Source organism: Pseudomonas sp. MWU16-30316 (assembly GCF_020515645.1).
GTDB classification, from domain to species: Bacteria; Pseudomonadota; Gammaproteobacteria; order Pseudomonadales; family Pseudomonadaceae; genus Aquipseudomonas; species Aquipseudomonas cerasi.
The window spans coordinates 26452-50467 of the sequence record NZ_JAIZAZ010000012.1 but is presented as its reverse complement, the minus strand read 5'-3'; the positions used below and the strand labels follow the sequence as shown (position 1 = coordinate 50467).

The following is a 24016-nucleotide window of genomic DNA, read 5'->3' as shown; positions in this document are numbered from 1 at the left end:
GAGAGGGCGTAGCCGGTAACGATGGTGCTATTGGATCAGAGAGCTATTTGATGTTGTTGCCTCCCCTCCCACGCAGTTTGGAAATACCGGCGGCGACACCGCGTGTCATGCCTCTTGCTGCACTAAATCCTGAGATTTTACTGACAAGTCCTCCTCCGGAGGGACCACCGCCCATGATGGAGGATGCTTGGCTTGGAAGTTCGATGACAAGTGCTGTAAACGTGCCAAAGACAAGCAGGATGACGAAATTACCCGCCAGAGAGGTGTTTAAAGAACCATCTTTGATCATCGCAGTGTTGATAAAGCCAATCTCGATAGCAAGCACGACCGAAACCAGTACCTGAGCCAACATAAAGCCTCCGATGGCTGATGCCCAACCCCAGAAATACTGCTTGGTCTGATCAAACAACAGAAAGGCAATGAATAGAGGCCCTACGGATACAATAGCCGTTGTCGACACCTTCAGCACAAAAAGCGTAGCAACGGCGGCGAGCAAGAACGGGATACCTCCGAGCACATAAAACACCACTCCTTGAATACCCAACCAAACATTAGCAAAACTGGTTGTTATGATATTGAAGTTCATGGCACTTATAAGCGCTTGCAGGTTCTCGATATACGTAGCAATCAAACTGTCTATCTGGTTGGTTTGCAAACCCTCCTGGCCGGACATGGCCCCTCCCATGGCCCCCCCCATCCAATTGGGGAGGCCGGTGACAAAGGGTACGATTGTATTTACGTACCACTCCAGGTTGAATGCACATGCGGTGATAAAAGCCATTTTTGCAATTTCTTTCGCCACGTCTTCGAAAGCGACGTTCATGCCACGGTACAACCATTGAATGTTTCGAAGCGTGAAGTTGATCAACCACATGGTTCCGAATAGCGCTCCAAGTCCCAGCATCACTTTTGCCATGCCGGTGACCAAAGCGCTCTGCAGAGCGGCATCAACGAAATCAAACAACGTCTGGGCTATTTTTGTTACGTCCATGCCGCCTCCGTTATTTTGATCGGCTATACGTTGTGCCGTCGAAGTGAATAACCTTACCTTCCAAGCGCATGGTTGCAAGACCACCGGCCATGCTTAGCACACTGTCTGACTCTGCTTTTGCTTCAAGTCGCTGCAGGTCTTTTTTCATTTTCCCATACCCCACAATATCAGCTGTGGTTTCAAGGTTAATGTGGAAGACTTCTCCATCCTTTGATATGTCCATCACATAGGTTGGCTTGCCCATTCTGGTTTTGTTTTCACCGGTCCATCGCCCAACAAATTCTTGCCCTTTATCATCACCGCACCCGGACAGTGCAAATGCAAACAGCACTAAACAAAAAAAAGAACTCATTTTTTTAAGCATAGGTCATATTCCCTTGTGAACTTAGTAATCAATCGTAGCTAGGCCGTACGCTAGTTTTACCTTTCATGTAATCACTAAACGCTTGGGCCCGCTGTTCATTTTCCATTTTCTCTTGCTGCTGCTGGAGCATCTGCATGTTGGCCAGCCGCATCTGCTGGTTTTGCTGCTCGATCAGCTCCTGTTGGTAACGCAGCTGTAGATCTTCCTTCTGTTGTGGGGTCTGCACCTCGTTTAACCGGGCCCTTAGCAGCTCGGCGTTCTTGACCCGTTCAGTGCTGGCGTTGTAATTGCGCTCCAGCGCATCGGCAGCCGACATCATCTGATCGAATTTCGCCTGCACGCTGGCATTATCCGAAGTTAAGCCGTAGCGGTCACGCAAACTGGCGATATCCCGTCCCGTGCTATACACATCGGCCCAGTCCCCCAGAGGCATTACCTTGTTCAAGGCTGGGTCGTTCAGGAACCCACCCAACATGTCGTTGCCGGTGATGATGCTTTTGTAGTGGTTGTATTGCTGCGCGGTCTGTGTGATCGCGTCTTTGGCCGTGCTCAGCGCGTCCATCGCCTGCTTGGCCTGGGCCAACGCATTCGCCTTCAGCGCTAGCAGGTTAGACGGATCTAGGACCGGAACGCCTGGTACTGCCGCATGCGCAGCAGGCAGGACTGTGGTCAACATGAGCGCGCTAAGCGCGTAAGCCATCACGTGATTTTTCATGACGAAACCTCGATTTCATACTGTTCCTGAAGGGCTTTCCAGGCTTTTTGAAAGGCCGGCATCCAGCGCTGTGCATCCCGCGTCTTCATGGACTGGCGCAGGCCCTCGGCATAGTCGAACGCGGGCAGCCATACAGCGGGATCGTCGGTGTTCAACCATTGGCGCACGGCCTCGGCCACCAGGAACGCATCGACCCAGACCATGGGATCGGTCGTGCCCAGGTGTTGCCGAATACGTTCAGCCACTGCCAGGTTCTTTTGAGTGGCGGATAACAGCGGCAACCAATACTTGAGCGGGCCGTCCAGCTCCATTTTCAGCTTCACCGTCTGGTGCCCCTGTTGCACCACCATTTCCCGGCTCAGCGGTCCCATATCACGCACTGCCTCAAACACCTTGCCGGTGACGCCGAACTTGGCGTAGCTCTCGGCCTGGGCTTTCTTGTTTGGGAGCCAGATAGGCGTTGTCACTTGCTGAATGACGGCTGCTGCGTAAGGCGTCGCCAGTGCTTGCTCGGGGTACTGGGTGTCCATGATCAGGATTTCCCCGCGCATGCGTCCGCTCTGCAGGACCTCTTTGATTGCGTCCGCCGTGCTTTTGAACGACAGCGGTGCCCAATACTCGGCCACCACGTTCAACAGCAGATTGCCGGGGCGGGCTTCGTGCATTTCGCGTTTCATGTAGAACAACGTGTTCAGAAACGCTTCCATGACTTCGGGGTGCTTCTCGGCGTAGTCGTTTTTGAGCAACTGCGTGCAGTCAAAGGCCAGACGCCGGTAGGTCTGCGCATTGAACTGGTTGATCGGCGAGTCCAGAACCCAGGCGTACTGACCTTCGCGGCCTTCACCGGCCAAACGGCACCATTTCGACAGCCGGGTGTGCAGGCAATTGCCACCTCGATGGGGGATGTTTTGCAGCAGCAGCGACATGCCCCGAAGTCGTACATTGGTATGCGCCATGACCGCTTCGACCGAATCCTTGATCGTGCGCTGGTCGGCTTCATCGGTCTTCGCTGGACCACCGGCGCAGCACAGCACTAGATCATTCAGCATTTGCCGCAACCCAGGACTGTCGTGAAACTGAAACGGGTTGACGCCGGTGAAGTGCCCAGGCTGCACGGTGTAATACTCGGCACCCAACCCACACAGCAGATGTCTCAAAGACTCGTTGTAGTCGATGCTGAAAATCAGCGGATCGAAGCGGCTGAGAAAGGTCAGCAGGATGGCCTCAGCGGTGGTTTTACCCACCCCCGTTTGGCCTGTGTAAACCGCATGACCTGGCAGCATTTCACCGAGGTTGTTCTGGCCGGGTGGGCTGTCATGCACGTTGAGCACATATAAGGCCTTGTTGACCGTCAGCACCGGCATCACGCCCGTTCCATCACCGATGGGGTTGCCCTTGACCTTGCCCGTGGGAGTGGAGTGCAGGGAAAAGCTGCACGCCAGGTTCTCGGTCGACTTCATCATGGGGTACATGGCCTCGGTCACACCGGGGAACTGCGTGTACCAGGTGTCGATGTTGCTCATGGTCGAACGCACAAAGGTCGCGTCACGCACCGTGAACACCGACGCCATTTTCGTGCCGTTCTCGATGGCCTGGTCCGGGGTGTTGCCGTAGACGATCAGCGAGGCGTGATAACGACCAAACGCCTTGTCGCCCAGGGTGATGGCATCGATGGCATTTTCAAGCTCCACGGTTTGCTTTGAATCGCGCTCGACCGAACCCAGATCCGCCACGTGCTTTTTGAATTTGTCCTTGGCCTTGTTGCGGTCTTCGAACAGAAACGTTTGCACCAGGGTGAACTCGAACTGCTGCTCGATGGCCTCGTCCCACATACCGGGGTAGGTCCCGCCACTGGGGTAGTCACGCAGGTCAAAGGTAGTCGCGAAACGCTGGCCACCCCGATTGGGCCGGTTCTCGACAAAATCGTAGTTTTCGAAGTTGGTGACGCTATCAATGATCGCGTCACCCAAGCGGGTGTCGCTGACCAGCACGTCTTTTTCGTGCCCGTTAATCAACAGGCTGAAGTAGCGCCCGATCTGCGAGAACAATGCACCGTGTTCGCTTTCCTCAAGGCCCATGATGACCGGGTCATATTCGGCCAGCAACGTAGAGGAAAGTGACAACAGGTCGCTCATACGCTCGATCCCTTCATCAACCTCGCGGTACTTGAGGATCAGCGCAATGCTGTACCCGACCTGGAAGAAGGTGCCGTTGCGAAAGGGTGTGGTGTAAGCGTCCACGAAGTCCTGCAGCGCGGGCAGCGGCAAGGTGTATTGCGTGTCCAGCTCGATGCCTGTCTTGGTGATGTAGGTTTGCAGCATCAGGTGCTTGCCTTCCTTTTTGCCCAGGGCCAGGAAGTAGCGGTTGAGGTTGTGAAACAGTTGGATCAGTTCGTTATCACTGCGGGTTTCACTGGAAACCCCCTTTAACTGGATCAGGCTCACCAGGCGATTGCCGGGTAGGGTCACCATGTGTTCGTGGACCGGATAGCGCATCAATGGCACTTTCTTTTCCGGGGGCATAACGCTTGTGTGAAAATCGTGCGCCATAGAATTCGCTCCATTGCGGATTAAAAGGGGTCAGCAATAACGGTTTGCCGTACTTGAGATTCAGCCAGAGACGCCGCCGTGCAAAGCGGATACGGCGCAAATACTGAGGATCGATCAGGCCCACGACCCTCAAGGCAATGAGGGCAATCAGGAACGGGGAGGCAGCAACCAGGCCCCACACCCAGGACAGCAGGAACGTCGCGGCAACACTGAAGACCAAGCCGCCCATCAGCAACCCCACCATCGGCATGATGGGAATGTTCCAGAACATCGCAGGCCGACTCATGGCGTTGTAGCTTTCGAAGGTCAGTTTCTTGAGTACTTCGTTACTGGCCATAAGCGCTCCTGGTCAACCCGGCACGCCGGTGCCGAACACCTGCCAAGCCGCTGTGCCGAGGAGCACAGATCCACCAACGACCAGCAGCACACCTACCTGCTCCAGGTAGTCCATGAAGGTGTGCGAGCGGTCGCCCGTGGAGCGAGCAATCAGCCACTGGGCACCTGACCAGATCAGGCAAATCAGGCCCAGGGTGCCCGCCAGGGTGTAAAGGCCCAGGCGGATATTGCTGCCCCACTGGTTCAGCGTGGTGAGCCAGTCAGCGGAGGCGATACCGGGCAGGTAGGCCAGAGCCACCAGCAGAATGCCCAGCTCGCCTTTGTTTGGCACAAGGGTACGTTTGATCATCATTGATCCTCTTTGGGGGTGGTTGAGGGCTCTTCAGTGGATGCAGCGGGTGGAGCTGGTGCAGCGGGAGTAGCAGAAACAGCCGGTGTTGCCGGTGGCAGATAGCGCGGGTACTGGCGCAGTACGTCCCAGCTTTCGTAGGTCGGATCAACGGTGGACGCAGGGGCCTGAGCGCGCTGGTGCTTGTTCGGTTCAGGTGATCCGCCTTCTAGCGCAGGGACCGTCACGGTGGTCGTGCCTGCATTGGCCAACACACGTTGCACGTGGCTGCTGCCACCAAATTCGGCCTCGGCCTTAAAGCCACGTTTGGGGTTGCCGCTGTAGTAACAGGAAATGGCTTTGTGCAAAGCGCTTTGCACATCAGGATCGGTTTTCCTGGCCTTTACATAGCAGGCCTGTAGCTCTCGCGCTGCCATGCGCAAGTTGGTGCAGGGTTCGAACACAGGTTCGGGTCGGCTGACATCGAAGTGCTGCCGGTTGATTTGGCCCAGGCCGATGCTGAAGTCAGCGCCCTCTGCGACCAGCTTTTTCACCGCCAATACGGCTTCATCCAGGCTCTGCGGTTGACGCGGCAACACTTTGCCGCTCACGCCGATGGCATAGGGATTGAAGGAGGATTCTGTCTTGACGATGGGGGTCAGCGTGTCTGGGTGTATCGAGGGAGCGCATTGCATAGCCAGGGCCAGAAAGGCACTGGTGGTGAGCATTACAGGTTCCTTTTAATCTGGGGACGTAAGAGGTTTGCCGGGTACCGATTTTTTGGAGTCTTCAATCAGCTGCCCAACGGCCATTTCAAGAAAATTATCGATCAGATACCGAGCGAGCTCCGAGGGTGAAATCTGCCTGGAGCTTTGGGTTTCATAGCTCACCCGTATCGCAGCTTTATTCAGCGCCTCCACCCTGATCGGTCGGATATATACGCTTGATGTCTTGGTGGTTGCTTCATCTTCGGATGACGCCATGGGAACTCCTAAGGGCTGTGAGAACGCAAAAAAACACCGCCAGGCGAGACCTGGCGGTGAAATGGGAAATCGTGGAAATAGGTAATGCCTAGGCGGCATTCACCGTCGAATAGAAAACGGTCCCAGAACGCCCGACAAGGCGCTCCAGCGCGGCGTTCTGCGATAGAAGCGCGAAGAAAGCCGCCCTGCGGGCAGCTTCAGATTTCATGTCTATGATCAGACGGAGCGTTTTTTCTAGCTCTGTCGGCACATTGCGAAACTCGATGCAATCGAGTGAACGGTTAGATCGAATCAGCGAAGCAGCCTTTAATTCCTCTACCGTAGAGTCCTGCAAAACACAGGTTCGACCGCCGAACTGAACGAACCCATGAGCACCATTCAACGCTGTGATGGTTGTGGTGTGTGTCACCTCGGGATCGAACCGTAGCAGCAGATAGCCAGGAAACAAACGAACCTCCTTTTCTATCGACGAAGGGCGATCCGTACGTTTGCGAGAGGTAATTCTGACGGGGGAATACACCTCAACGTCTAACCGTTCTATCAATGTCATAAGTGACTGATAAACGGCAGAATTATGCATCAAAACGTGCCAGTTTTTCATAATCAGAACCTTTTGATCAGGCGCTCTTTCGAATTCCGGAACCGCTGGGCCCAGGGGAGAATCATGAGCCATGGAGAGCCGGCTCTACCCGCTTCTGGATCGAAGGAGCTCAATCAGGAAACGGATTTCTAGGAAACAAAATAGATGGAACAGAAAAAAAAGTAAACACTTTTGTATCTAATAGACATATTTGTGACTTTGTGAAGGCGCAAGCAGATGAAATTATTGGTTTTTTTTGGAGACACTGTGGACACTCTCAGGAGCGTGGTAGGAGCAAAAATCAAAGCCCTTCGGAAGTCTTCTACGTTGAGCCAAGCGGACTTGGCGGAAAAGATTGGCTGCGACGCTCCGCTGATAGGACGTTACGAACGAGGCATAAACCTGCCTGGCATCGAGCAGTTGGTAAGAATCGCAACCGTTTTCAATGTCTCTCCAGGAGAGCTGCTACCTGGTGGCCAAGATGTTCTACGCACGCGATTGATATCGCTCCGACAAGAACTTTCAGAAAAAATCAACCAGGTCGATTCTCCTGAAAGTCTTGAGGAAATCATCCGTCTTACCGATAAATTCATCGCATACAATAACCCGTCCAAAAAGACACAGTCTGAATAGATGAAAACTCGTTAAATCAGGCCATATTTTTGAGATAACTCCTCTATACGGCTTTTTCTCTGGAAGTTATATATACTCGATTGCACATCTAGAGGTAAGAAACCGTCTGCAACCAACGCAGCATATTTCTCATCCATTCTAACGAGTTGCACCAGCTCTTTGATTTCATCCCGGTGTGGTTTTTCTAGTACAGCGACTGAGGTAGTCATAGCTGATTCTGTCCTCGAATCTATACCATCACTTTAGCGTTCTACTTAGACGAATCTACGCAAACGCGCTCAATATTCACGGCAAAAATTTCCGGCTTAAATACCACTCTTCACTTTGACCCAAGCGCGTGTGCGAATTCGCTCTAGCTTCAACGGAAGGGGCTCTAAAGGGAAAAGCCTACTAATAGTATCTTTATCCAAATAAACCGAAGCGTTATCTCTAAGTTTTGGCTCTACAAACTGCGTTGCATCTTTATTAGCACTAGGGTAAAGGGTGTGATTTGAAGTTTTAGCAATCACTTCAGGGCGCAAAATGTAGTTTATAAACGCCATGCCTTCTTGTGGATGAGGGGCATCCTTCAACAACACCATATTCTCTGACCATACCAAAGCGCCTTCGCGAGGGATGGAGTATGCTATCCGACGTCCAGTTTTGTTTTTCTCATTCAACTCTTGCGCTGCAAGCGCACCATTTGCCCATCCTACAACCATACAAATATTACCATCAGCAAGATCAGCATCAATTTTAGATGAGTCAAAATAGCGTACATAAGGACGAATCTTGAGCAATAAGGCTTGAGCTTTCTGATAGTCGTCTGGGTTTTTGCTGTTGTGAGGCAGACCAAGGTAGTGCAAGGCAATGGAAATAATTTCACTCGGAGAGTCGAGCATTGCTACACCGCACTGCTGGAGCTTACTAATATTTTCTTCCTTGAACACCAAATCCCAACTATCCACCGGAGCGTCATCACCTAGTGCGGACTTTATCTTATCGACATCATATCCGATTCCGGTAGTCCCCCAAAGGTAGGGCACTGCGTACTGGTTTCCAGGGTCATTAACAGAAACCTTAGCCAGTATTTCGGAATCAAGGTGCGACCAGTTGCCGAGCTGGCTACGATCCAGAGGTTGGAGCACTCCTGCAGTGATCAAGCTCGGCAACACGTTTGAGGTAGCTACTACTACATCATACCCCGTGCGCCCAGCCATGACCTTGCTCTGCATGATCTCGGCGCTGTCAAAGGAGTCAATGAGCAGTTTGCTGCCGGTTTCGTGCTCGAATTCTTTAGGGGTATCTGGTGCAATGAAGGCATACCAGTTGTATAGATGCACGCTGGTTGGGCTCGCAATCGCAATATTTAGCCCAGCGCTGAACAAAGAGGCAGTAATGATGGTCAACATACGAACGCTTTTCATAGGCTTACTCCATGCCATTGGTCAGTCCCCATTGGTAGGTACCGAATCCATGAGGGCGCAATATAAACGTATCAAGTCAGGTTTTAAATAACCCAATAGGGGTAGACGATGCCAAACCAGCTCCAGGGCCAAATTTGGCACAGATCGATAGCAAAACTAATCGAAAAGCTCAACAGGCCTGAGTTTTGGAATTCGCTAGTCAGATTGCTGAAGGAATATGCACCAGTCGACAACTGGGTTGTGCTGATGTTTGGCAGCGAAGGGGTACAGGCAATTTGCTATCCTGATACCGCTGACGAAGAAGAAATAGATGGGCTGCTCAACCGGTATGTCAAAGGGCTATACATGCTTGACCCCTTCTACATAGCTAATCGAGAAAATCAGCAAAGCGGTTTCTTTCATCTATTGGATATTGCACCGACTCACTTTTTGGAAACAGAGTATTATCATCTTTATTTTGAACAATTCGTATCAGTAGATGAAGTTCAGTATAACGTTCAGCTTGACTCTGAAAGAACACTTTGTTTATCCATGGGTAGCAAAAGTCGGTTTACTCAGGAGCATATTGCTATATTTGACTTAATCAAACCTTGGGTATTGGCTTTGATGAAGCAACGTATAGCTTCTGATGTTGAAGAAAAAGAAAGCTCTCGACCCCAGCAATGGCAGGACAAGATTATAGAGCTTGCTCCACAACTAACGGGGCGTGAAATTGAAGTTTTAAAGCTGGCTTTGAGTGGTTTTTCAAATAGCGAAATTGCTGGAAAGCTATCAGTATCGCCAGAAACAGTGAAAGTACATCGAAGAAACTTTTACAGTAAGCTCAATATAAAATCTCAATCAGAACTTTTTGCTTATTTCTTTCAAAGCACTATCAGTTAATATCAGTGCCCTACTTATTGTCCCAACAGCCAGAATACGTCTTTACTCTGCGACGCGAATTGGGGGCAGGACAGGGGCGCGTATAACGCGCTAGCAGTGAAAGCGAACGCGCTAAGCTGTGAGCTTGATCCAGCTAATGCGCTGCTGGTCAACATCAAGCCAGGCAGAGCCTCTGTGTAAGACTGAAACTTACGCTTCAGAGCGCTCTCTGACTGTCACTTCAATCTGCAGGCCTGCGCCGGGCAACATCTTCACTAAAGCATCAAGGGAAAATTTATCAATTTTCCCTTTAAGCAGGTCGTTCAGCCTAGGTTGCGTTACCTTCAATCTCAGCGCTGCGTCCTTTTGGGCAAGCTCCCAAGAGCGTACCTTTCGGGTGAGTGCCCGCATCAGCGTCGAACGTAACTGCAAATTTTCAGCTTCTTCCGGCGACTCAACCAACGCATCCCAAATATTGGCGTGGCGTTCGTTTGTCATCATATTTACCTCGATTGATGAATTTACTCGATACATACCTCATAGGGTTAGGGCTATCGTAGTGCACCTAATGCTTAACCCCTAGCAGATGCAAGGGGGTGCCAGTCCGTCTTAGCCCTGCGACTTCAATCTTGTTTTCGCAAGATCAATGTCACGCTTTTCCGTCTTTTTAGTGGTTTTCTGAAACGCATGCAGTACCGAAATCACGCCTGCTCGATTCGCCACATAAAACACGCGAAAAGCCCCTTGTTTTGCTCGAATTTTAATCTCGTATACGCCTGGTCCAACAGTTTTCACAGGCTTGAAGTTGGATGGATCTTCTCCGTGCTTTACCAAGTCAAGCTGGTAGACCACTCGGTCACGAATAACGGGTGGAAAGCTCGCGATATCCTTTTCACTGCTGCCACAAAAATCTACTAACTTCGATACCTCTGCCATTGGTAACACCTTAGTAAGTTTTTGATAAAATTGAGTTTTTTCTCAGTATATGAGTAAGCCATCAGCGTTCCCCAGCTTGGTCACCTGCTTGTTTGAACTGCGACGGCGCGCCGCAATCCAGAAAATCTTGCACTCCCGGCAGGAATGCCATAGGTCCACACCTATGTCTTGCTTTACACCCGAAGGTGTACATGCACATTATATCAAAATCAGTATAAGTCAAGGCATTTTGTGGCGTCTCGTGTGCGTAAAGAGAAAAGTCGCTTAGCTCCGTCAAAAACTGGTGATAAAATAGGTTATCACCACTTATTGCCGTTTATCGGTTTTAGCAACGGCGGACTGATATAGCGATGATTTTGTGACCGAAAGCTTTGAGAGCGATTGCAGGATAGCCAATGATGAGAACGATATGCAGGAACTGACGAAAAACCATACGAATGATCAGCGTCGGCTCACGGCGGTCGAATTTCAGACGCTGGCCAAGGTTCCAGCCGCGGTCGAGTGGTTTGCCAACCTGGACAACCCTCGAACACGACGTGCTTACCAAAACGACCTGGAAGACTTCTGTAGTTTTATCGGCTTGGCTTCGGCCGATGAATTTCGGGTCGTGACCCGATCGCATGTTTTAGCCTGGCGAGCCCACCTCGAGCATCGCGGTTTGGCCGGAGCCACGATCCGGCGCAAATTGGCCGCGCTGGCCAGCCTCTTTGATCACCTCCTGGAGAACAATGCGATCGCCGGCGGCAATCCAGTGCATGGGGTAAAACGTCCCAGGATAGAAAGCAATGAAGGCAAGACGCCGGCGTTGGGTGACCACCAGGCGAAGGCGCTGCTCGAGGCGCCGGATGAAACAACACTTAAAGGGCAGCGCGACCGGGCGCTATTGGCTGTTCTTCTCTATCACGGACTGCGCCGTGAAGAAGCGGCGCTGCTGCAGGTGAGCGACATTCAGGAGCGCCGCGGTATTCAGCATCTGAAGGTTCACGGCAAGGGCGGCAAGGTGCGATACCTCCCGTTGCACCCGATCGCAGCCGGGCGTATTCATCAGTACCTGGAAAACTCAGAGCATCATCTGGCCGAACGGAAGGTGCCACTGTTCATGCCGCTGCGAGGTAAATTGACCGGCGCCGGTATCACGGCAAACGGCATCTATGCCGTCGTCACGGCCTACGCGAAAAAGGCCGGGATTGAGGTCGACGGCCTTGGGGTTCATGGACTCCGAGCAACGGCAGCCACCAACGCCTTGGAGCATGAAGCCGATATCGCCAAGGTCCAGGCCTGGCTGGGTCATGCCAACATCAGCACGACCAAGATCTACGATCGGCGGGAGAACCGGCCGGAGGATTCACCCACCTATAAAGTGAAGTATTAATTGAAGTGATCGAGGCCTAAGCGGCAGCTCACCCACGCGCACTGCCAAGGATGTGGTGCAACGCTGCCCATGGATGATGACCTTCCACATCGCTGGCTGGACAGGTGTCGGCATGTAGAAAGGGGCTTTCGCAGTCTTCCAGCGCTTGGCTTTCCATGCAGCCAGTGCATACAGCACGTCCGGCAACGATCGACCATCGACCGTTCCGTTCCTCAACACCTCGTTCAGTCTCCACTGTTTCGACTCCTCAGCGTACGTTTGTTAGATGCTGAAGGTAGCGCTGTGCGGGCCGATTTGATACGCCCAAAACCATACCCTTGTTTGAGTTGTAAGCCATGCGCACCAACCAACAAAGCGACGCCTGTTGGTCGGCTTATTAACGGCAGCTTTCGGCCATAAGCAGACCTTCGCCCGCATATTTACGATGCCCTACCGTTCTAATTGGCGTTGCCTCAGAATATCGGTCCACTAGCGGCTGGATGGAACCACCATGCGCATCGTCACAGACTCCCGGCCAAACGAAATCCTCAGGCTGGCGTTACGGGAATACGTCCAAGGTGTACCGTACCTCGGCCCCATTTTTCGTTGAAATGATCCATCAAAGATTTATGAGGCGCGGCGGCTGTATGTTGGCGAAAATATCAGGTGTGTATTCTTCTGGTTTGCGCCACTGACAAAGCCAGTGGCGTAAGCCAGCCTATTAATTATTTGACGTTACGGCTTGGCAACGTGCCAGACTTGGTTGACGCCGTCACCGGTTGTATCCCCTGGCTTGGTATCTTTGACCCAGCTGTAAAGTGGCATGCCTTTGTATGCCCATTGTTTTGTGCCATCGTCTCGAGTGATGACAGAGTAATCATGACCCGCTTTCGCGTCTGCGGATACCGGTAGAGGTGGCCAGTTTGAAGCGCATGGCCCATTGCAGACCGACTTGCCCGAGGTGTCCTTACCGAAGGTATAAAGAGTCATACCTTTTGCGTCTACGAGTACTTTTCCCTTGTCCGTTTCAGCAAGCTTGACTGGCGCATCGGCGAGCGCCAAACCCGACATGCAGCTGGCGGCAACAGCGACGGTGAGAATCATCTTTTTGAACATATGTATTTCCTTTGGTCATTTTTAATTTTTAGAAGACCCACCTGCCTCTGAAACGGCAAGCGATCAGACAATAGACGAGCCACAAACAGGTTAATTCGACTCCATAGAAAAAACGTCCCGATATCATTTTTTGCTGGAATGCTGGGCTCTCCCCCCCCCCGGACCCTGTGCCTTCCTCAATTGAGCAAAGCGACGCTCACGGTCAAGCATCATTGGCTCATCTCAATGAGCGACGGCGATCCATCATCCAGGACTCATCATTTTCACTCATTATTATTCACTTGGTCGTGGAGTATCAGCAGGCCCCCATGAAGGCCTGCGCTGTTCAATCAGTCGGCCTTGAGCGTCGACACCACCTTGTTGCTGGCGAGATCGACTGTGGAGATACTCAAGTCCTCATTGAGGACATACGCCTTCGACTTGTCTTTGGTGAAGACAATGGCCTGGCGGGGTGCCTTCAAACCGGTCACAGTGGTGGTCACTTTCAGCGTTTTGGTGTCGATCACTGAAAGGCTGTTGTCACCGAGGTTACCCGAGTAGACGTGCAGCCCGTCTGGAGTGAGGGCTGCGCCGTAGGGGTCTTTGCCAACAATGACGGTGGTTGTGATGGCGCGTTTTTGAGTGTCGACAACTGCGATGCTGTTACTGCCGCTGTTAGCCGCGTACAGCGTATTGCCGTCCGCCGATATGGAGATGGCGCGCAACTTGTTGAAGCCAGTGATCTCACCTTCAATCGTATTGGTCTTGCTGTCGACCAAGGTAATTTTGTCCCCAAGAAAGTTGGTGACATAGACGGTTTTGCCGTCAGGACTTACTCGGATGCCCTGGCGCGGTTGGGAGAAGCCAGGTACCACAGCTACTGGCCGCTGGTGATCAAGGTCAATGACCGACAGCGTGCTGGCCGCTTCATTGTTGACGTAGAGCAGGCTTCCGTCCTTGCTGAGTGTGGTACCAAAAGCACCTGCGCCCAACGGAATATCTGCGATCACTTTTAAAGTCTTGGTGTCAATCTTGCGCACGACCCCCAAACTGCTGTCGGAGAGGTAGAACACATCGCCAGTTGGCGAAAACACAATATTTCGCGGCGTGACGTAGCCGGTGAGAACCTGGCGAACCTTACCGGTTTTCAAATCATAAACCACTACATCTGGACGCTGACTGTAAGAGACCACCGCCGTCGTTTCATCAGGGCTGACGGCCAGCGAGTTGTTGTGAATATCGCCGTCAAACGTCCAGCGATCTTGCGCGGCCCACGCGCTCATCGATGCGGCCAACGCAACACCCAACGTCAGGGCTGTGACGGTTTTCTTTATCACATTCATCAGAATTTCCTCATAGGGTAAGCAAGGCACCCAGTCGCGCCTTGGCATATACAACTCGTTCATCGCTGCAGGGCAATGAGTTGACTTTATGCGTCGTTGATAAATTCCGGAAACAACTTGTTTTGGTAGCTCTTACCTGTTTTATAAATAGGTCTAGCTACTCCTGGCTCACGAATTGACTGCATTTTTCCCAGAATCGCTCAAGCCCAGGCGAGATGTATTTGTCCCGGTGACGGATCAGAAAAAAACGTCGGGTCAGTGCAGGCAACGCGTGCGGCAGTTCAACCAAGACTTCAGAGGCCAGTAGATCCCGAACGACCCAGCGGGACAGGCAACTGATGCCGATGCCTTGTGCGAGGGTATGCTTGATGGCCTCTGAACTGCCGATCTGGCGCGTTTCGGCGAGATCGTGCAAATGACGCAGCAGCAATTGTTCGACTTCTTCACGGGTACCAGAACCTGGCTCGCGCAGTAGCCATTCAGCGGTACGAAGATCATCAAGTGTGACCTGCTGCTTTAGTGCCAAGGGGTGCCGTTGGCCTGCGGCAATAAGCAACTCATCAATTAGCCAAGGCTCGGCACTGAGTTCGGGCAGGTGGCAAGGCCCCTCGATCAGGCCCATATCAATCTCGAAATCAGCGACTCTTCTTGCGATAGCCATGCTGTTGGCCATGTCGACATCGACCCTCAAATGTGGTGTTGATTGACGTAGCTCACCGAGAATCAATGGCAGAACATAATTGCCTATCGTGGTACTGCATCCTACCCGCAAGCGTGTCTTCAGCCCGGCATGGCCGGGTAAGAAACTGGCCTCTATCTGTTGTGCATTCTCAAGCATCCTTCTGGCTTGAGGCAGTAAGGCATGGCCGTTATCGTTCAGCACTAAACGCTTGCCTACACGGTCGAACAGCCTGGTATCCAAGGCGCTTTCCAACTCGTTCAGTGCGGCGCTGGTTGCAGATTGGGACAGTGACACCGAAATGGCGGCGCTGGTGGTGCTACCGTGCTGCGCGACGGCGCAGAAAATTTGTAGCTGGCGTAGGCTTAGCTTCATGTAATCTACCTTCTTTATAGGTCATATAAACCTATACTATCCGTTTTTACCGCTATTCCCATCAAGCTATACTTCAACCATGTCATATCGAAGGCACACTGAAGCGGGAGCGCGAAAATGAGTGAGACACGACTCGCAGCTATAATGGGCGGCAGCCATCCACTGGCGGCTTTGTCCAATCCACGAGAAGCGATCCGGCAGTTCACACCCAACTGGTTCGCCGCCACGATGGGCACCGGGATTCTGGCGCTGGCTCTGGGCCAACTGCCCTTTGTTGCGCAGTGGCCCAAAGCGTTAGGGGAAGCCTTGTGGTTTTTTAATATCGTGCTGTTTTGCCTGTTTACGCTGATGTACGCGAGCCGTTGGGTATTGTTCTTCGATGAGGCCAAACAGATCTTCGGCCACTCCACTGTATCGATGTTTTTTGGAACTATCCCCATGGGATTGGCGACCATCATCAACGGTTTTCTCCTTTATGGTTTGCCACGCTGGGGGGGTGGGGTAGTCGCTTTAGCCGAAGTGTTGTGGTGGATCGATGTCACCATGGCATTGGCCTGCGGGGTGCTGATCCCGTATATGATGTTTACTCGCCAGCAGCACAGCATTGATCAGATGACAGCGGTATGGCTGCTGCCAGTAGTTGCGGCTGAGGTGGCTGCCGCCAGTGGCGGTCTATTGGCTCCGCACCTCGCTGATGCGAGCGCACAGTTCACCATGCTCATCACCAGCTACGTGCTGTGGGCCTACTCGGTGCCCGTCGCCTTGAGCATACTGGTGATCCTGTTACTGCGCATGGCTCTGCACAAACTACCTCATGAAAGCATGGCAGCATCGAGCTGGCTGTCTTTAGGGCCGATCGGTACCGGGGCTTTGGGGATGTTGCTGCTGGGCAACGATGCTCCAGCAATCTTTGCTGCCCATGGAATGGCAAGCATCGGCGGCGTAGCCGAGGGCATTGGCTTGATCGGTGGTGTGCTGTTCTGGGGGCTGGGATTGTGGTGGATGGTATTGGCGCTGCTAATTACCGGGCGCTACTTCAGGGAGGGCATTCCCTTCAACCTCGGCTGGTGGGGCTTCACCTTTCCGCTGGGAGTGTACGCCGTAACAACCCTCAAATTGGGCTCTATGCTGCACCTCACGTTCTTTAGCTTCTTTGGCGTGGTGCTGGTGTTGATGCTGACTGTCATGTGGATGATCGTCGCGGCTAAAACCCTGGCTGGTGCCTATCGCGGCAACTTGTTCGTCTCGCCGTGTATCCACTCGCTGAGCAAGGCGAGCAAAACCTGAGCCTTTGGCTACTTGATCGACTGTTTGGCGTGACGCAGTGTGGACAAAATGCGCTGCCTAACATTCGGGTGAGTGCAAACGGAAAGGGGGCTTGGGTGTGGCATTTCCAGCAATGAAAAATTAGGGAAGGCGAGCCGAACACGCGGTATGGCTTTCTGGGCAACACGTCCGGCAAACACGATAGTGACGAGATCAGGGAAAAGCGTCAGTAGCGTGATCAGCATCTCGATACCTTCCTCAATTTGCGCTCTGCGGAGCGGACCCTTGGGCTTATCGAGATCTGGTAACCAAGGGTACAAATTCCAAAGGACGGTTTTGTGACGTGCCAGTCCAACCTGCTCAATGAAACCTTTCAGGTTGCGTTGTGCAGGCCCCGGATTGTCTCTTGAGACATACCGTGGAAGACTGACCGTTCGAGCGGGCGATTCCAACAAGATCAATACCCTTGCGAAGACGCCGCCATCCAGTGGATCGAAATACGGTAATGTTCTTTCGCCCGTGGACTGGGCCATTACCCAGCGCGTCAATTCAGCAGTTTTCGGCAGCAGCAAAAAGTCTTCTCTTACCTTAAGAGAAATTTCCTGCTCTGCGCTTTTCTGATTGAGTAACACTACTTGGAAGCCTCCTTCTTCAGGTTATAGGCCGCTACCGATTTACGAATATCTTCCCGCGCTTCGTCTGCGCTCCCCCAGCGGCCCATTTTCACCCACTTACCCGGCTCTAACGCTTTGTAGTTTTCGAAGAAGTGCTGAATCTGTGCGAGGAGTAACGCAGGGAGGTCAGAGCATTCCTTTACATTGCTGTACATAGAGCTGAGTTTTTCATGAGGCACTGCGATTACCTTGGCATCCGCACCAGCTTCGTCCGTCATGTACATCACACCTACTGGGCGACTGCGGATGACAACGCCAGGTGATACCGGGTAAGGGCAAATCACGAGGACGTCCAAAGGATCGCCGTCATCGCTCAAGGTATTTGGAATGAACCCGTAGTTAGCCGGGTAGAACATCGGCGTGCTGAGGAAGCGATCAACGAAGATCTGTCCACTTGGCTTGTCCACCTCGTACTTGATCGGCGAGTGGTTTGCAGGAATCTCGATAACGGTGAAGAAGTCATCGGGGATCGCGTTACCAGCTGGAATATCCGTGTAGCTCATGCTCATATCTCCAAGCGTCTAGGAAAGGCCAATGCCACTGACGTTTTTGCCAACAGCTATACGTGGTTCGTTTTTTTACGGTAACCAGTCCAACAGGTTTACCGGCGATAGGCCGTCAGCGCACGAATGCATCATGTCCTGCATAAAACGCACGGCTGCCAAGATCCTCTTCTATTCGCAGAAACTGATTGTATTTCTCGACCCGCTCCCCCCGGCATGGAGCTCCTGTCTTGAGATGGCCAGTCCCCATCGCGACAGTCAGATCAGCGATGGAGCTGTCCACCGTCTCCCCGCTACGATGAGAAACCATCGCCCCCCAATTTGCCCCATAGGCCATTTCGATGGCGGCTTTGGTCTCAGTCAGCGTTCCGATTTGATTAGGTTTGATCAATACGGCATTGGCGACGTTTTCTGTGATGCCTCGCTGAATCCGTTCGACATTGGTGACAAATAGGTCATCTCCAACCAACTCGATCCGGTCACCCAGAGCTGCATTCAATAGCTTCCAGCCTGACCAATCGTCTTCCGCGAGTCCATCTTCCAGTACCGCAATCGGATACTTGTCGACCCAGGAGGAATAGAGATTAATCAGCTCTTGAGCATCGACCTTACGACCCTCAGAGCGCAGATGGTAAAGGCCGTTTTCATAGAAGCCGCTGGATGCTGGATCGATAGCGATCTCGATCTGAGATCCAGGGGTGTAACCAGCCCTCTCGATTGCCTTGATGATCAGCTCAATGGCGTCTGAGTTTTTCTTGAGTGCCGGCGCAAAGCCGCCCTCATCTCCGACCGCTGTTGAATAGCCGGCGTCCTTAAGCACCGCTTTCAGCTCGTGGTACACCTCGGAGCCCCATCGCAAGGCTTCCTTGAAACTGCCAGCCCCTGTAGGTGCAATCATGAATTCCTGAAAGTCAGGGCCTTGCCAGTTGGCGTGAACACCGCCATTGAGAATATTGAACATCGGGACGGGCATTCTTGCTGCTTGCTCGCCGCCCAGATATTGGAACAAGGGCAAGTTCAGCGCAGAAGCCGCCGCTCTGGCAACGGCGAGGCTCACGCCCAAGATCGCGTTTCCTCCAAGCCTGGATTTATCAGAGGTTCCATCCAGCTTAATCATCAAATGATCAATTTGTTCCTGGTCAATCGCATTCATGCCCCTCAGAGACTCAAGTATTTCGGTATTCACATTGCTAACGGCCTTTAACACTCCCTTGCCGGAGTACCGCTGTGTATCTTTGTCACGCAACTCAACTGCTTCGTGAGCGCCTGTAGAGGCACCGGACGGTACTGAAGCCCGGCCCATGGCGCCGCACTCCAAGGTGACGTCGACTTCAACGGTAGGGTTACCGCGTGAATCGAGAATTTCACGTGCATGAATGGCCTGGATTTGCGTTTTCATTGATCTTCTCCAAGTAACGATTCGGGAGCGTCATTAACCATTTGAATCCGTTGAGAGGCCTCTATGTCGGACGTCAGCTCTCCATGAGTATCCTGAACAGCTGCACTGCCGACACCGCAATTGCGGGAACCAAGAAGCCTCCAATAATTAGTTCAGGAATCTCTCCCACCAAGGGCATGAACTGCCCTCTTTTTGCCATCTGGAAAAGCTCCATCATTTGGTTTGAAGCAACCATTACAGGGCAGCAATACGCCGTCTGGGCTTGTAGCCTGACGCGCCTTTGATTTAGCAGATGAAAGGTCAGCAAGGACACTCCAACGCTTACGATGAAAAGCGCGGCGAACTCATAGACGGATCCTGTGAAAAACCTGCCCATCACAAGCCCGAATACGATGCTCAGCGTCACTGCGCTCATGTGGTCTCCCAATTCTCTAAAATGATTTTGATGAGCCGACGTCGGTGAGCTCCATTTCGCGATCTCATCTTTGGATTGCCAACCGCCATCGCGCTCAATGTTGCTGTGCTCTCAGCTCGTAGCCCGGTACGCAGGTCTGGGCTACGTCGGCCTTGCAGGACTTTTCACTGGGCATACGCATCGTGACTAATGCGCCTTCGAGCGGGGTGACGACGTACCACCCCTCGCTCGAAATCTTTTGATTGTCTGCGATGCCCGCCAGAAAAAGCGACCAAAAAACCAGTCCTACGAGGAGCTGCCTGTTGTCATGAGCCCAGTTAGCGGGGGCTGGCTGTGGACGTAGGTTATAAACTCGGTACATGGCGTTTATCCTTTTTATCGGTTGTCCAACAAGGTGCGTTTTTTAGTTTTTCGCCTGGCCCACTCGACCGTATTCGATGGGCAATTTGATATAGCTCAGTGAAAACGACTCCTTGGCCAATGCCTCCAGCAACCTGTCGCACCCAATTTCATCAGTGGATATAGTCACCGTGACGGGATGGTCGGCACCGCCGAGGAAATGCGCCGTATGCAAATGCCCCAAATGATCTAGCCCCTCTGTACCGCTCACCAACGTCGCACCCAACGCGCCCTCTCGCTTGGCGAACTCGACCAACCACTCTCCCAGTGGAAGGTGCTGGTAGTTGGTACTCTGTTCGGTGAAAAACGTCAGTTGAAAGCCGTTCATAGCTACATCCTCTAATGTCGCGAGTGACCGACGCTTCGGTCGGCCTTACCTCTTCATTTCCGAGCTGTTTTCAAACTGAATTACGACGCGTCAGTGAGCGGTAACTCACATAAGAGAAGAACTGCTCGCACCTTGCGTAACTCGTCAGCGTGGTCGCGCAGGTATGCGCGCAGCTTGTCCTCTGTATCTAGCAATTCCAGACACTGGGGATGACGCATATCGCCAAGCTCCGGGTGATGATGGGAGATGCGATGGCCTGGCAAATAACCTGCAGAAATCGTCTTGAGCATGACCTGCTCAATTCTTGCTTTTTGAGCAACTTTAAGGAGGTGCTGGGCTAGTGCAGGTGCGCTTAGGTGGTGCCAGAAGCTGGTCACGCGAGCCCGGCTAGCGCCAGGAAAATAGAGTTGCAAAGCTGTCAGGCGATCTTGGTGATGTTCAATCATTTCTCTTCCCCCGCAAGAGTCACTTTCCGCTCGCTGGCGGATTCACTTTGAGCATGAAATTGCTTGATATCAGAGAGCCGGATTTCCTCCGGAAGAGGACGGTGATGCTTGCTGTGGCCGACGCGCTGGGCGTGATAGATCCCGGTGTGTCCGGATACGAGGTAACTTGCGATACAGGCAATGGCTGCAAGCGGAGCAATTTCGGGCCCGAAGAGCTCCATGGCCATAACGATGGTTGCCAGTGGCGTATTAGCTGCACCGGCAAAGACGGCGACAAAGCCGATACCAGCCAGCATGCCGAAGGGAAGGTGCAAGAGGGGAGCCAGCGCATTCCCCAAGGTGGCACCGATGTAAAACAGCGGTGTGACTTCGCCGCCCTTGAATCCAGTCCCCAGGGAGACAACGGTGAACACCATCTTTCCAAGCCAGTCCCAAGGGGCCATTGGCATTTGAAAGGATTGGACGATGCTCGGAATGCCTAGCCCGATGTACTTATCAACGTCGATGTAATGGTTACTACCGAGCGCCCACACTGCGACTGCGATCAGCAGGCCGCCGGCGAAGGGTCTTAATGGTGAATAGGTGATAAGCCGCTTAACGAAGGCTCCGAGCTTGTGGGTCGCAGTCGCGAATAGCAGGCCGGTAAGGCCAAAGACAATCCCAGCTGCCACCACAGCCATGACGCTCCACAGCTGCACCGGAACCACTTCGCCAATGACGTAATGCGTGTGAACCACGCCCCAGGCTTGCCCCACCTGGTCAGCAACGATTGCCGCAACCACGCAAGGGAAAAGCGCGTCGTAACGCATACGTCCAATGGCCAATACTTCAAGTCCGAATAAAGCCCCGGCAAGAGGGGTGCCGAAGACGGACGCAAAGCCAGCACTGATACCGGCCATGAGAATCACCCGACGGTCTTCGCGGCGCAGACGGAAGACATGCGTCAGTTGATCGGCAAGGGCACCGCCCATTTGCACCGCCGTCCCCTCACGTCCCACAGATGCACCAAAAAGGTGGGAAACCACGGTTCCGATCAGCACCATCGGCACCATGCGCAAAGGCACGATCTTCTTAGGATCATGGATCTCATCGATGATCAGGTTGTTTCCGGCATCAACGGGTTTGCCTATCAAGTGATATGCAAGTCCCACAGCAAAGCCGGCCACTGGCAGGAGCCAGATTACCCAGGGATGGGTTTCTCGCCACTGGGTGGCATGATCCAAAGAAAGCAGGAATAACGCAGAAGCAGAGCCTGCCAAAAGAGCTACAAGACCAGCAAGCGCAAGCCATTTCGCTATATAGGGCAGTAAGTCGAGTTGTTCAGGTCGTCGAAATTTAGACATTTGGCCAGCCACAAAAAATAAGTGGGCCTGACCAAAGAAGGGATTCTAAGCGCGAACGCCTACAGACCTGGTTTGATCAGGTTTCTGTAGGCATCATCAGCTGCTACGGGCGCAGCGGTTTGTTAATGGAGGAATGCCATCTCCAATGCGCCGATCTTAGCTAGGTCTGTCCAAAATGTAAAATCGTGTTTCGGAGTACGAGGCAAGCGAAGGCGTCTTCGAGTCACCGCTTACGAAAGAGGGCCAAACTAGGTGACCTCTGTTCCGACGAAGCCCAGCTCAACTGGGGTTTTTATGTAAAACAACGAGATATCTTCAAGCTCCAATCGCTTGAATAACTGTTCAGATTCGTCCTCGGTAATGGCCATACGAATTTCGGTAGGCTGATCCGCTAGTTCAAAAAAATGCGAGGAATGCAGCCGGCCGGTATGCCCAAAGCCTTCGATACCTGTGGACAGAGTCGCACCCCGCAGTCCCATTTCTTTCGCCAAATCAACGACCCAGTCGCCGAGCATCTTTCCCTGATAGCGACGATTCTGTTGAGTAAAGAAGGTCACCAGAAAAGCTTTCATGTTCCTCTCCTCAGCGCGTGTTGATTATTTGATAGGACAGAAGCCCGGCAGCCGTCATTACCAGCGAGCCCACGACGTGTAGTGAAACTGAGCCTAGCGCCCAGGGCAGCCTACCCATCACGACCAATACAGCCGCCATAGCCGGTACAGGCATCCAGGCCCATGCGTTGTTCCAGCTTTCAACGATGCGTGATCTCTTTGCCCCGGCAGCTGTTGCTACCGCTAAGACCAAAGGCAAAGCGATCAGCATCACAAAGGCCTCAACAAATGGGCCTATAGAAATGACCACTGTTGAGTCGTTACCCAGCATGAAGGTCAGGTACACCGGCAGCAGTACAAGCTGCATCAAAAGAAGCAATGGGGTGGCCGCCAGAGTGAGTTTGGAGTCGCCTTTACCGATATGGGTAAAAACCACCACATAGTCGATACAAGGCGTCAGCAAGACCAACAGGGCACCCACCAAAATCGCCGGGTGATTGGTTATCCCCATCGTCAATGCCCAAACCAGCAAGGGGATGGCCACGAAGTTGGCTGTGAGCAGCGCCGCCATGAAACGCTTATTTGCGAGGCCATTACGGAGATCCAAGAACGGGATCTGTAGAAACATGGCGTACATCAGCACTGCGATGGTGGGTGTCACCGTCGACCCTAATGCTTCAGACGCATTGGGGGCGAGCAGGCCTCCGAGGGCCGCGACAATGACCGCGACGAAGTAAATGGGAATCTGGTTAGTCTCTAGCTGTTCTCTGTCCACAAAATGCCCTTCAAGCGCGTGAAATTATTTTCTGAAGACAGGTTAATATCTGTAGCTGCTACAGGTTCAAGAAAATGCTTGGGGAGTTTGCATGTCAGGAATCGGGGCGCTGTCGAAATCAACGGGTTGCCACATTGAAACGATTCGCTACTACGAGAAAATAGGCCTTTTACCTCCCGCCCTGCGGTCGACTGGGCGTCATCGAATCTATACTGAAAAGCATCGATCAAGACTCGTCTTCATCCGGCAGAATCGTGAATTGGGTTTCCCGCTCGAAGATATCCGAGAACTCATCGCGCTCGCAGCAGATGCTGATCGTCCGTGCGCTGACGCGCTTTCGGTGGTCAAGAAGCACCTAGCGGAAGTAGAGTCGAAGGTAGCAAAGCTTCAGC

The 24016-nt window shown here is 52.7% G+C and carries 29 protein-coding genes, 1 pseudogene and 1 riboswitch; of the genes and pseudogenes, 4 read left to right on the top strand and 26 right to left on the bottom strand.

The genetic code is table 11. From position 1 onward, the window contains the following. Positions 1 to 43: 43 nt before the first annotated feature. The 9 genes from LCH65_RS25780 to LCH65_RS25740 form a co-directional block, all read right to left on the bottom strand. Positions 44 to 991 carry a type IV secretion system protein gene (locus tag LCH65_RS25780; RefSeq protein ID WP_057445126.1) on the bottom strand — a complete coding sequence of 316 codons (948 nt, stop codon included), beginning with the start codon at positions 989 to 991 and terminating at the stop codon, positions 44 to 46. A 10-nt stretch (positions 992 to 1001) separates the two neighbouring features. Continuing rightward, entirely contained in the window at positions 1002 to 1355 is a 354-nt protein-coding gene (locus LCH65_RS25775; RefSeq protein WP_122257564.1) for a hypothetical protein, read from the bottom strand. Positions 1356 to 1383: 28 nt separating this feature from the next. After that, a complete protein-coding gene (gene virB5 / locus LCH65_RS25770; RefSeq protein ID WP_025391079.1) occupies positions 1384 to 2070 on the bottom strand; it encodes a P-type DNA transfer protein VirB5 in 687 nt (228 codons plus the stop codon). Beyond that, positions 2067 to 4565: a conjugal transfer protein gene (locus LCH65_RS25765; RefSeq protein ID WP_226439929.1), complete on the bottom strand. Its 2499-nt coding sequence runs from the start codon at positions 4563 to 4565 to the stop codon at positions 2067 to 2069. Before LCH65_RS25765 ends, virB5 begins: the two co-directional genes overlap by 4 nt. Beyond that, positions 4480 to 4956 carry a VirB3 family type IV secretion system protein gene (locus tag LCH65_RS25760; RefSeq protein ID WP_053486256.1) on the bottom strand — a complete coding sequence of 159 codons (477 nt, stop codon included), beginning with the start codon at positions 4954 to 4956 and terminating at the stop codon, positions 4480 to 4482. The genes LCH65_RS25765 and LCH65_RS25760 overlap by 86 nt, the downstream gene beginning before the upstream one ends. Before the next feature lie 12 nt (positions 4957 to 4968). Continuing rightward, complete coding sequence (locus LCH65_RS25755) at positions 4969 to 5304, bottom strand: hypothetical protein (protein WP_025391077.1); 336 nt, start codon at positions 5302 to 5304, stop codon at positions 4969 to 4971. Then, positions 5304 to 6011 (bottom strand): lytic transglycosylase domain-containing protein, encoded by a 708-nt coding sequence (locus LCH65_RS25750; protein ID WP_172689523.1) that lies wholly within the window; start codon positions 6009 to 6011, stop codon positions 5304 to 5306. The genes LCH65_RS25755 and LCH65_RS25750 overlap by 1 nt, the downstream gene beginning before the upstream one ends. A gap of 12 nt (positions 6012 to 6023) precedes the next feature. Next, positions 6024 to 6266: a hypothetical protein gene (locus LCH65_RS25745; RefSeq protein ID WP_172689522.1), complete on the bottom strand. Its 243-nt coding sequence runs from the start codon at positions 6264 to 6266 to the stop codon at positions 6024 to 6026. Positions 6267 to 6354: 88 nt separating this feature from the next. Then, positions 6355 to 6867 carry a transcription termination/antitermination NusG family protein gene (locus LCH65_RS25740; protein ID WP_055005870.1) on the bottom strand — a complete coding sequence of 171 codons (513 nt, stop codon included), beginning with the start codon at positions 6865 to 6867 and terminating at the stop codon, positions 6355 to 6357. A 216-nt stretch (positions 6868 to 7083) separates the two neighbouring features. Here LCH65_RS25740 and LCH65_RS25735 point away from each other — a divergent pair, with 216 nt between their 5' ends. Then, positions 7084 to 7479: a helix-turn-helix transcriptional regulator gene (locus LCH65_RS25735; protein WP_046235773.1), complete on the top strand. Its 396-nt coding sequence runs from the start codon at positions 7084 to 7086 to the stop codon at positions 7477 to 7479. An 11-nt stretch (positions 7480 to 7490) separates the two neighbouring features. Here LCH65_RS25735 and LCH65_RS25730 read toward each other — a convergent pair whose 3' ends face one another. Both LCH65_RS25730 and LCH65_RS25725 read right to left on the bottom strand, forming a co-directional pair. Further along, positions 7491 to 7688 (bottom strand): hypothetical protein, encoded by a 198-nt coding sequence (locus LCH65_RS25730; protein WP_025391074.1) that lies wholly within the window; start codon positions 7686 to 7688, stop codon positions 7491 to 7493. 96 nt (positions 7689 to 7784) lie between these two features. After that, positions 7785 to 8885 carry a polyamine ABC transporter substrate-binding protein gene (locus LCH65_RS25725; protein WP_172689521.1) on the bottom strand — a complete coding sequence of 367 codons (1101 nt, stop codon included), beginning with the start codon at positions 8883 to 8885 and terminating at the stop codon, positions 7785 to 7787. A gap of 108 nt (positions 8886 to 8993) precedes the next feature. On the opposite strand from LCH65_RS25725, the gene LCH65_RS25720 reads away from it, so the two are divergent. After that, positions 8994 to 9767 (top strand): helix-turn-helix transcriptional regulator, encoded by a 774-nt coding sequence (locus LCH65_RS25720; protein WP_017279416.1) that lies wholly within the window; start codon positions 8994 to 8996, stop codon positions 9765 to 9767. 189 nt (positions 9768 to 9956) lie between these two features. On the opposite strand, the gene LCH65_RS25715 is transcribed toward LCH65_RS25720, so the two are convergent. Then, on the bottom strand, positions 9957 to 10244 hold the full coding sequence (locus tag LCH65_RS25715; RefSeq protein WP_025391072.1) for an XRE family transcriptional regulator: 288 nt from the start codon (positions 10242 to 10244) through the stop codon (positions 9957 to 9959). Between the two features lie 111 nt (positions 10245 to 10355). Beyond that, positions 10356 to 10682 carry a type II toxin-antitoxin system RelE/ParE family toxin gene (locus LCH65_RS25710; protein ID WP_025391071.1) on the bottom strand — a complete coding sequence of 109 codons (327 nt, stop codon included), beginning with the start codon at positions 10680 to 10682 and terminating at the stop codon, positions 10356 to 10358. Positions 10683 to 11091: 409 nt separating this feature from the next. Here LCH65_RS25710 and LCH65_RS25705 point away from each other — a divergent pair, with 409 nt between their 5' ends. Then, positions 11092 to 12054 (top strand): tyrosine-type recombinase/integrase, encoded by a 963-nt coding sequence (locus LCH65_RS25705; RefSeq protein ID WP_003425065.1) that lies wholly within the window; start codon positions 11092 to 11094, stop codon positions 12052 to 12054. A gap of 714 nt (positions 12055 to 12768) precedes the next feature. On the opposite strand, the gene LCH65_RS25700 is transcribed toward LCH65_RS25705, so the two are convergent. The 3 genes from LCH65_RS25700 to LCH65_RS25690 form a co-directional block, all read right to left on the bottom strand. Then, positions 12769 to 13149 carry a hypothetical protein gene (locus tag LCH65_RS25700; protein ID WP_003317528.1) on the bottom strand — a complete coding sequence of 127 codons (381 nt, stop codon included), beginning with the start codon at positions 13147 to 13149 and terminating at the stop codon, positions 12769 to 12771. A gap of 329 nt (positions 13150 to 13478) precedes the next feature. Next, on the bottom strand, positions 13479 to 14471 hold the full coding sequence (locus LCH65_RS25695) for a YncE family protein (RefSeq protein WP_003317529.1): 993 nt from the start codon (positions 14469 to 14471) through the stop codon (positions 13479 to 13481). A gap of 157 nt (positions 14472 to 14628) precedes the next feature. Then, entirely contained in the window at positions 14629 to 15525 is an 897-nt protein-coding gene (locus LCH65_RS25690; RefSeq protein ID WP_003317531.1) for a LysR family transcriptional regulator, read from the bottom strand. 117 nt (positions 15526 to 15642) lie between these two features. On the opposite strand from LCH65_RS25690, the gene LCH65_RS25685 reads away from it, so the two are divergent. Then, positions 15643 to 16812, top strand: coding sequence for a TDT family transporter (locus LCH65_RS25685; protein WP_010428856.1), 1170 nt, complete (start codon positions 15643 to 15645; stop codon positions 16810 to 16812). 8 nt (positions 16813 to 16820) lie between these two features. Here the strand turns inward: LCH65_RS25685 and LCH65_RS25680 are convergent, their stop codons facing one another. The 10 genes and pseudogenes from LCH65_RS25680 to LCH65_RS25635 all read right to left on the bottom strand — a co-directional run. Continuing rightward, complete coding sequence (locus LCH65_RS25680; RefSeq protein WP_003317532.1) at positions 16821 to 17423, bottom strand: uracil-DNA glycosylase; 603 nt, start codon at positions 17421 to 17423, stop codon at positions 16821 to 16823. Then, on the bottom strand, positions 17423 to 17968 hold the full coding sequence (ppa, locus tag LCH65_RS25675) for an inorganic diphosphatase (protein WP_003317533.1): 546 nt from the start codon (positions 17966 to 17968) through the stop codon (positions 17423 to 17425). The genes LCH65_RS25680 and ppa overlap by 1 nt, the downstream gene beginning before the upstream one ends. 115 nt (positions 17969 to 18083) lie before the next feature. Next, a complete protein-coding gene (eno, locus tag LCH65_RS25670) occupies positions 18084 to 19367 on the bottom strand; it encodes a phosphopyruvate hydratase (protein WP_003317534.1) in 1284 nt (427 codons plus the stop codon). A gap of 73 nt (positions 19368 to 19440) precedes the next feature. After that, the gene (locus tag LCH65_RS25665; RefSeq protein ID WP_226439928.1) at positions 19441 to 19782 is read right to left on the bottom strand and encodes a hypothetical protein; all 342 of its coding nucleotides are present in this window, start codon (positions 19780 to 19782) and stop codon (positions 19441 to 19443) included. Between the two features lie 94 nt (positions 19783 to 19876). Then, on the bottom strand, positions 19877 to 20143 hold the full coding sequence (locus tag LCH65_RS25660) for a hypothetical protein (RefSeq protein ID WP_003317536.1): 267 nt from the start codon (positions 20141 to 20143) through the stop codon (positions 19877 to 19879). 42 nt (positions 20144 to 20185) lie between these two features. Next, entirely contained in the window at positions 20186 to 20509 is a 324-nt protein-coding gene (locus tag LCH65_RS25655; RefSeq protein WP_003425060.1) for a DUF190 domain-containing protein, read from the bottom strand. An 80-nt stretch (positions 20510 to 20589) separates the two neighbouring features. Continuing rightward, positions 20590 to 20955 carry a hypothetical protein gene (locus tag LCH65_RS25650; protein ID WP_003317538.1) on the bottom strand — a complete coding sequence of 122 codons (366 nt, stop codon included), beginning with the start codon at positions 20953 to 20955 and terminating at the stop codon, positions 20590 to 20592. After that, on the bottom strand, positions 20952 to 22298 hold the full coding sequence (locus LCH65_RS25645; protein ID WP_011267047.1) for a voltage-gated chloride channel family protein: 1347 nt from the start codon (positions 22296 to 22298) through the stop codon (positions 20952 to 20954). The genes LCH65_RS25650 and LCH65_RS25645 overlap by 4 nt, the downstream gene beginning before the upstream one ends. Positions 22299 to 22378: 80 nt before the next feature. Next, positions 22379 to 22451: riboswitch (Fluoride riboswitch) on the bottom strand. A 95-nt stretch (positions 22452 to 22546) separates the two neighbouring features. Further along, complete coding sequence (locus LCH65_RS25640) at positions 22547 to 22870, bottom strand: DUF190 domain-containing protein (protein WP_003425054.1); 324 nt, start codon at positions 22868 to 22870, stop codon at positions 22547 to 22549. 115 nt (positions 22871 to 22985) lie between these two features. Beyond that, positions 22986 to 23624: pseudogene (locus tag LCH65_RS25635) on the bottom strand (arsenic resistance protein); the annotation flags it as partial. Positions 23625 to 24016 lie beyond the last annotated feature (392 nt).

Coding starts and splice junctions, on each gene's coding strand:
- LCH65_RS25695 (WP_003317529.1), bottom strand. CDS start 14,471: ATGAATGTGATAAAGAAAACCGTCACAGCCCTGACGTTGGGTGTTGCG.
- ppa (WP_003317533.1), bottom strand. CDS start 17,968: ATGAGCTACACGGATATTCCAGCTGGTAACGCGATCCCCGATGACTTC.
- LCH65_RS25780 (WP_057445126.1), bottom strand. CDS start 991: ATGGACGTAACAAAAATAGCCCAGACGTTGTTTGATTTCGTTGATGCC.
- LCH65_RS25650 (WP_003317538.1), bottom strand. CDS start 20,955: ATGATTGAACATCACCAAGATCGCCTGACAGCTTTGCAACTCTATTTT.
- LCH65_RS25760 (WP_053486256.1), bottom strand. CDS start 4,956: ATGGCCAGTAACGAAGTACTCAAGAAACTGACCTTCGAAAGCTACAAC.
- eno (WP_003317534.1), bottom strand. CDS start 19,367: ATGAAAACGCAAATCCAGGCCATTCATGCACGTGAAATTCTCGATTCA.
- LCH65_RS25775 (WP_122257564.1), bottom strand. CDS start 1,355: ATGCTTAAAAAAATGAGTTCTTTTTTTTGTTTAGTGCTGTTTGCATTT.
- LCH65_RS25715 (WP_025391072.1), bottom strand. CDS start 10,244: ATGACAAACGAACGCCACGCCAATATTTGGGATGCGTTGGTTGAGTCG.
- LCH65_RS25640 (WP_003425054.1), bottom strand. CDS start 22,870: ATGAAAGCTTTTCTGGTGACCTTCTTTACTCAACAGAATCGTCGCTAT.
- LCH65_RS25735 (WP_046235773.1), top strand. CDS start 7,084: ATGAAATTATTGGTTTTTTTTGGAGACACTGTGGACACTCTCAGGAGC.
- LCH65_RS25725 (WP_172689521.1), bottom strand. CDS start 8,885: ATGAAAAGCGTTCGTATGTTGACCATCATTACTGCCTCTTTGTTCAGC.
- LCH65_RS25655 (WP_003425060.1), bottom strand. CDS start 20,509: ATGAACGGCTTTCAACTGACGTTTTTCACCGAACAGAGTACCAACTAC.
- LCH65_RS25740 (WP_055005870.1), bottom strand. CDS start 6,867: ATGAAAAACTGGCACGTTTTGATGCATAATTCTGCCGTTTATCAGTCA.
- LCH65_RS25660 (WP_003317536.1), bottom strand. CDS start 20,143: ATGTACCGAGTTTATAACCTACGTCCACAGCCAGCCCCCGCTAACTGG.
- LCH65_RS25685 (WP_010428856.1), top strand. CDS start 15,643: ATGAGTGAGACACGACTCGCAGCTATAATGGGCGGCAGCCATCCACTG.
- virB5 (WP_025391079.1), bottom strand. CDS start 2,070: ATGAAAAATCACGTGATGGCTTACGCGCTTAGCGCGCTCATGTTGACC.
- LCH65_RS25745 (WP_172689522.1), bottom strand. CDS start 6,266: ATGGCGTCATCCGAAGATGAAGCAACCACCAAGACATCAAGCGTATAT.
- LCH65_RS25645 (WP_011267047.1), bottom strand. CDS start 22,298: ATGTCTAAATTTCGACGACCTGAACAACTCGACTTACTGCCCTATATA.
- LCH65_RS25700 (WP_003317528.1), bottom strand. CDS start 13,149: ATGTTCAAAAAGATGATTCTCACCGTCGCTGTTGCCGCCAGCTGCATG.
- LCH65_RS25720 (WP_017279416.1), top strand. CDS start 8,994: ATGCCAAACCAGCTCCAGGGCCAAATTTGGCACAGATCGATAGCAAAA.
- LCH65_RS25705 (WP_003425065.1), top strand. CDS start 11,092: ATGCAGGAACTGACGAAAAACCATACGAATGATCAGCGTCGGCTCACG.
- LCH65_RS25690 (WP_003317531.1), bottom strand. CDS start 15,525: ATGAAGCTAAGCCTACGCCAGCTACAAATTTTCTGCGCCGTCGCGCAG.
- LCH65_RS25730 (WP_025391074.1), bottom strand. CDS start 7,688: ATGACTACCTCAGTCGCTGTACTAGAAAAACCACACCGGGATGAAATC.
- LCH65_RS25665 (WP_226439928.1), bottom strand. CDS start 19,782: ATGAGCGCAGTGACGCTGAGCATCGTATTCGGGCTTGTGATGGGCAGG.
- LCH65_RS25750 (WP_172689523.1), bottom strand. CDS start 6,011: ATGCTCACCACCAGTGCCTTTCTGGCCCTGGCTATGCAATGCGCTCCC.
- LCH65_RS25765 (WP_226439929.1), bottom strand. CDS start 4,565: ATGCGCTATCCGGTCCACGAACACATGGTGACCCTACCCGGCAATCGC.
- LCH65_RS25755 (WP_025391077.1), bottom strand. CDS start 5,304: ATGATCAAACGTACCCTTGTGCCAAACAAAGGCGAGCTGGGCATTCTG.
- LCH65_RS25710 (WP_025391071.1), bottom strand. CDS start 10,682: ATGGCAGAGGTATCGAAGTTAGTAGATTTTTGTGGCAGCAGTGAAAAG.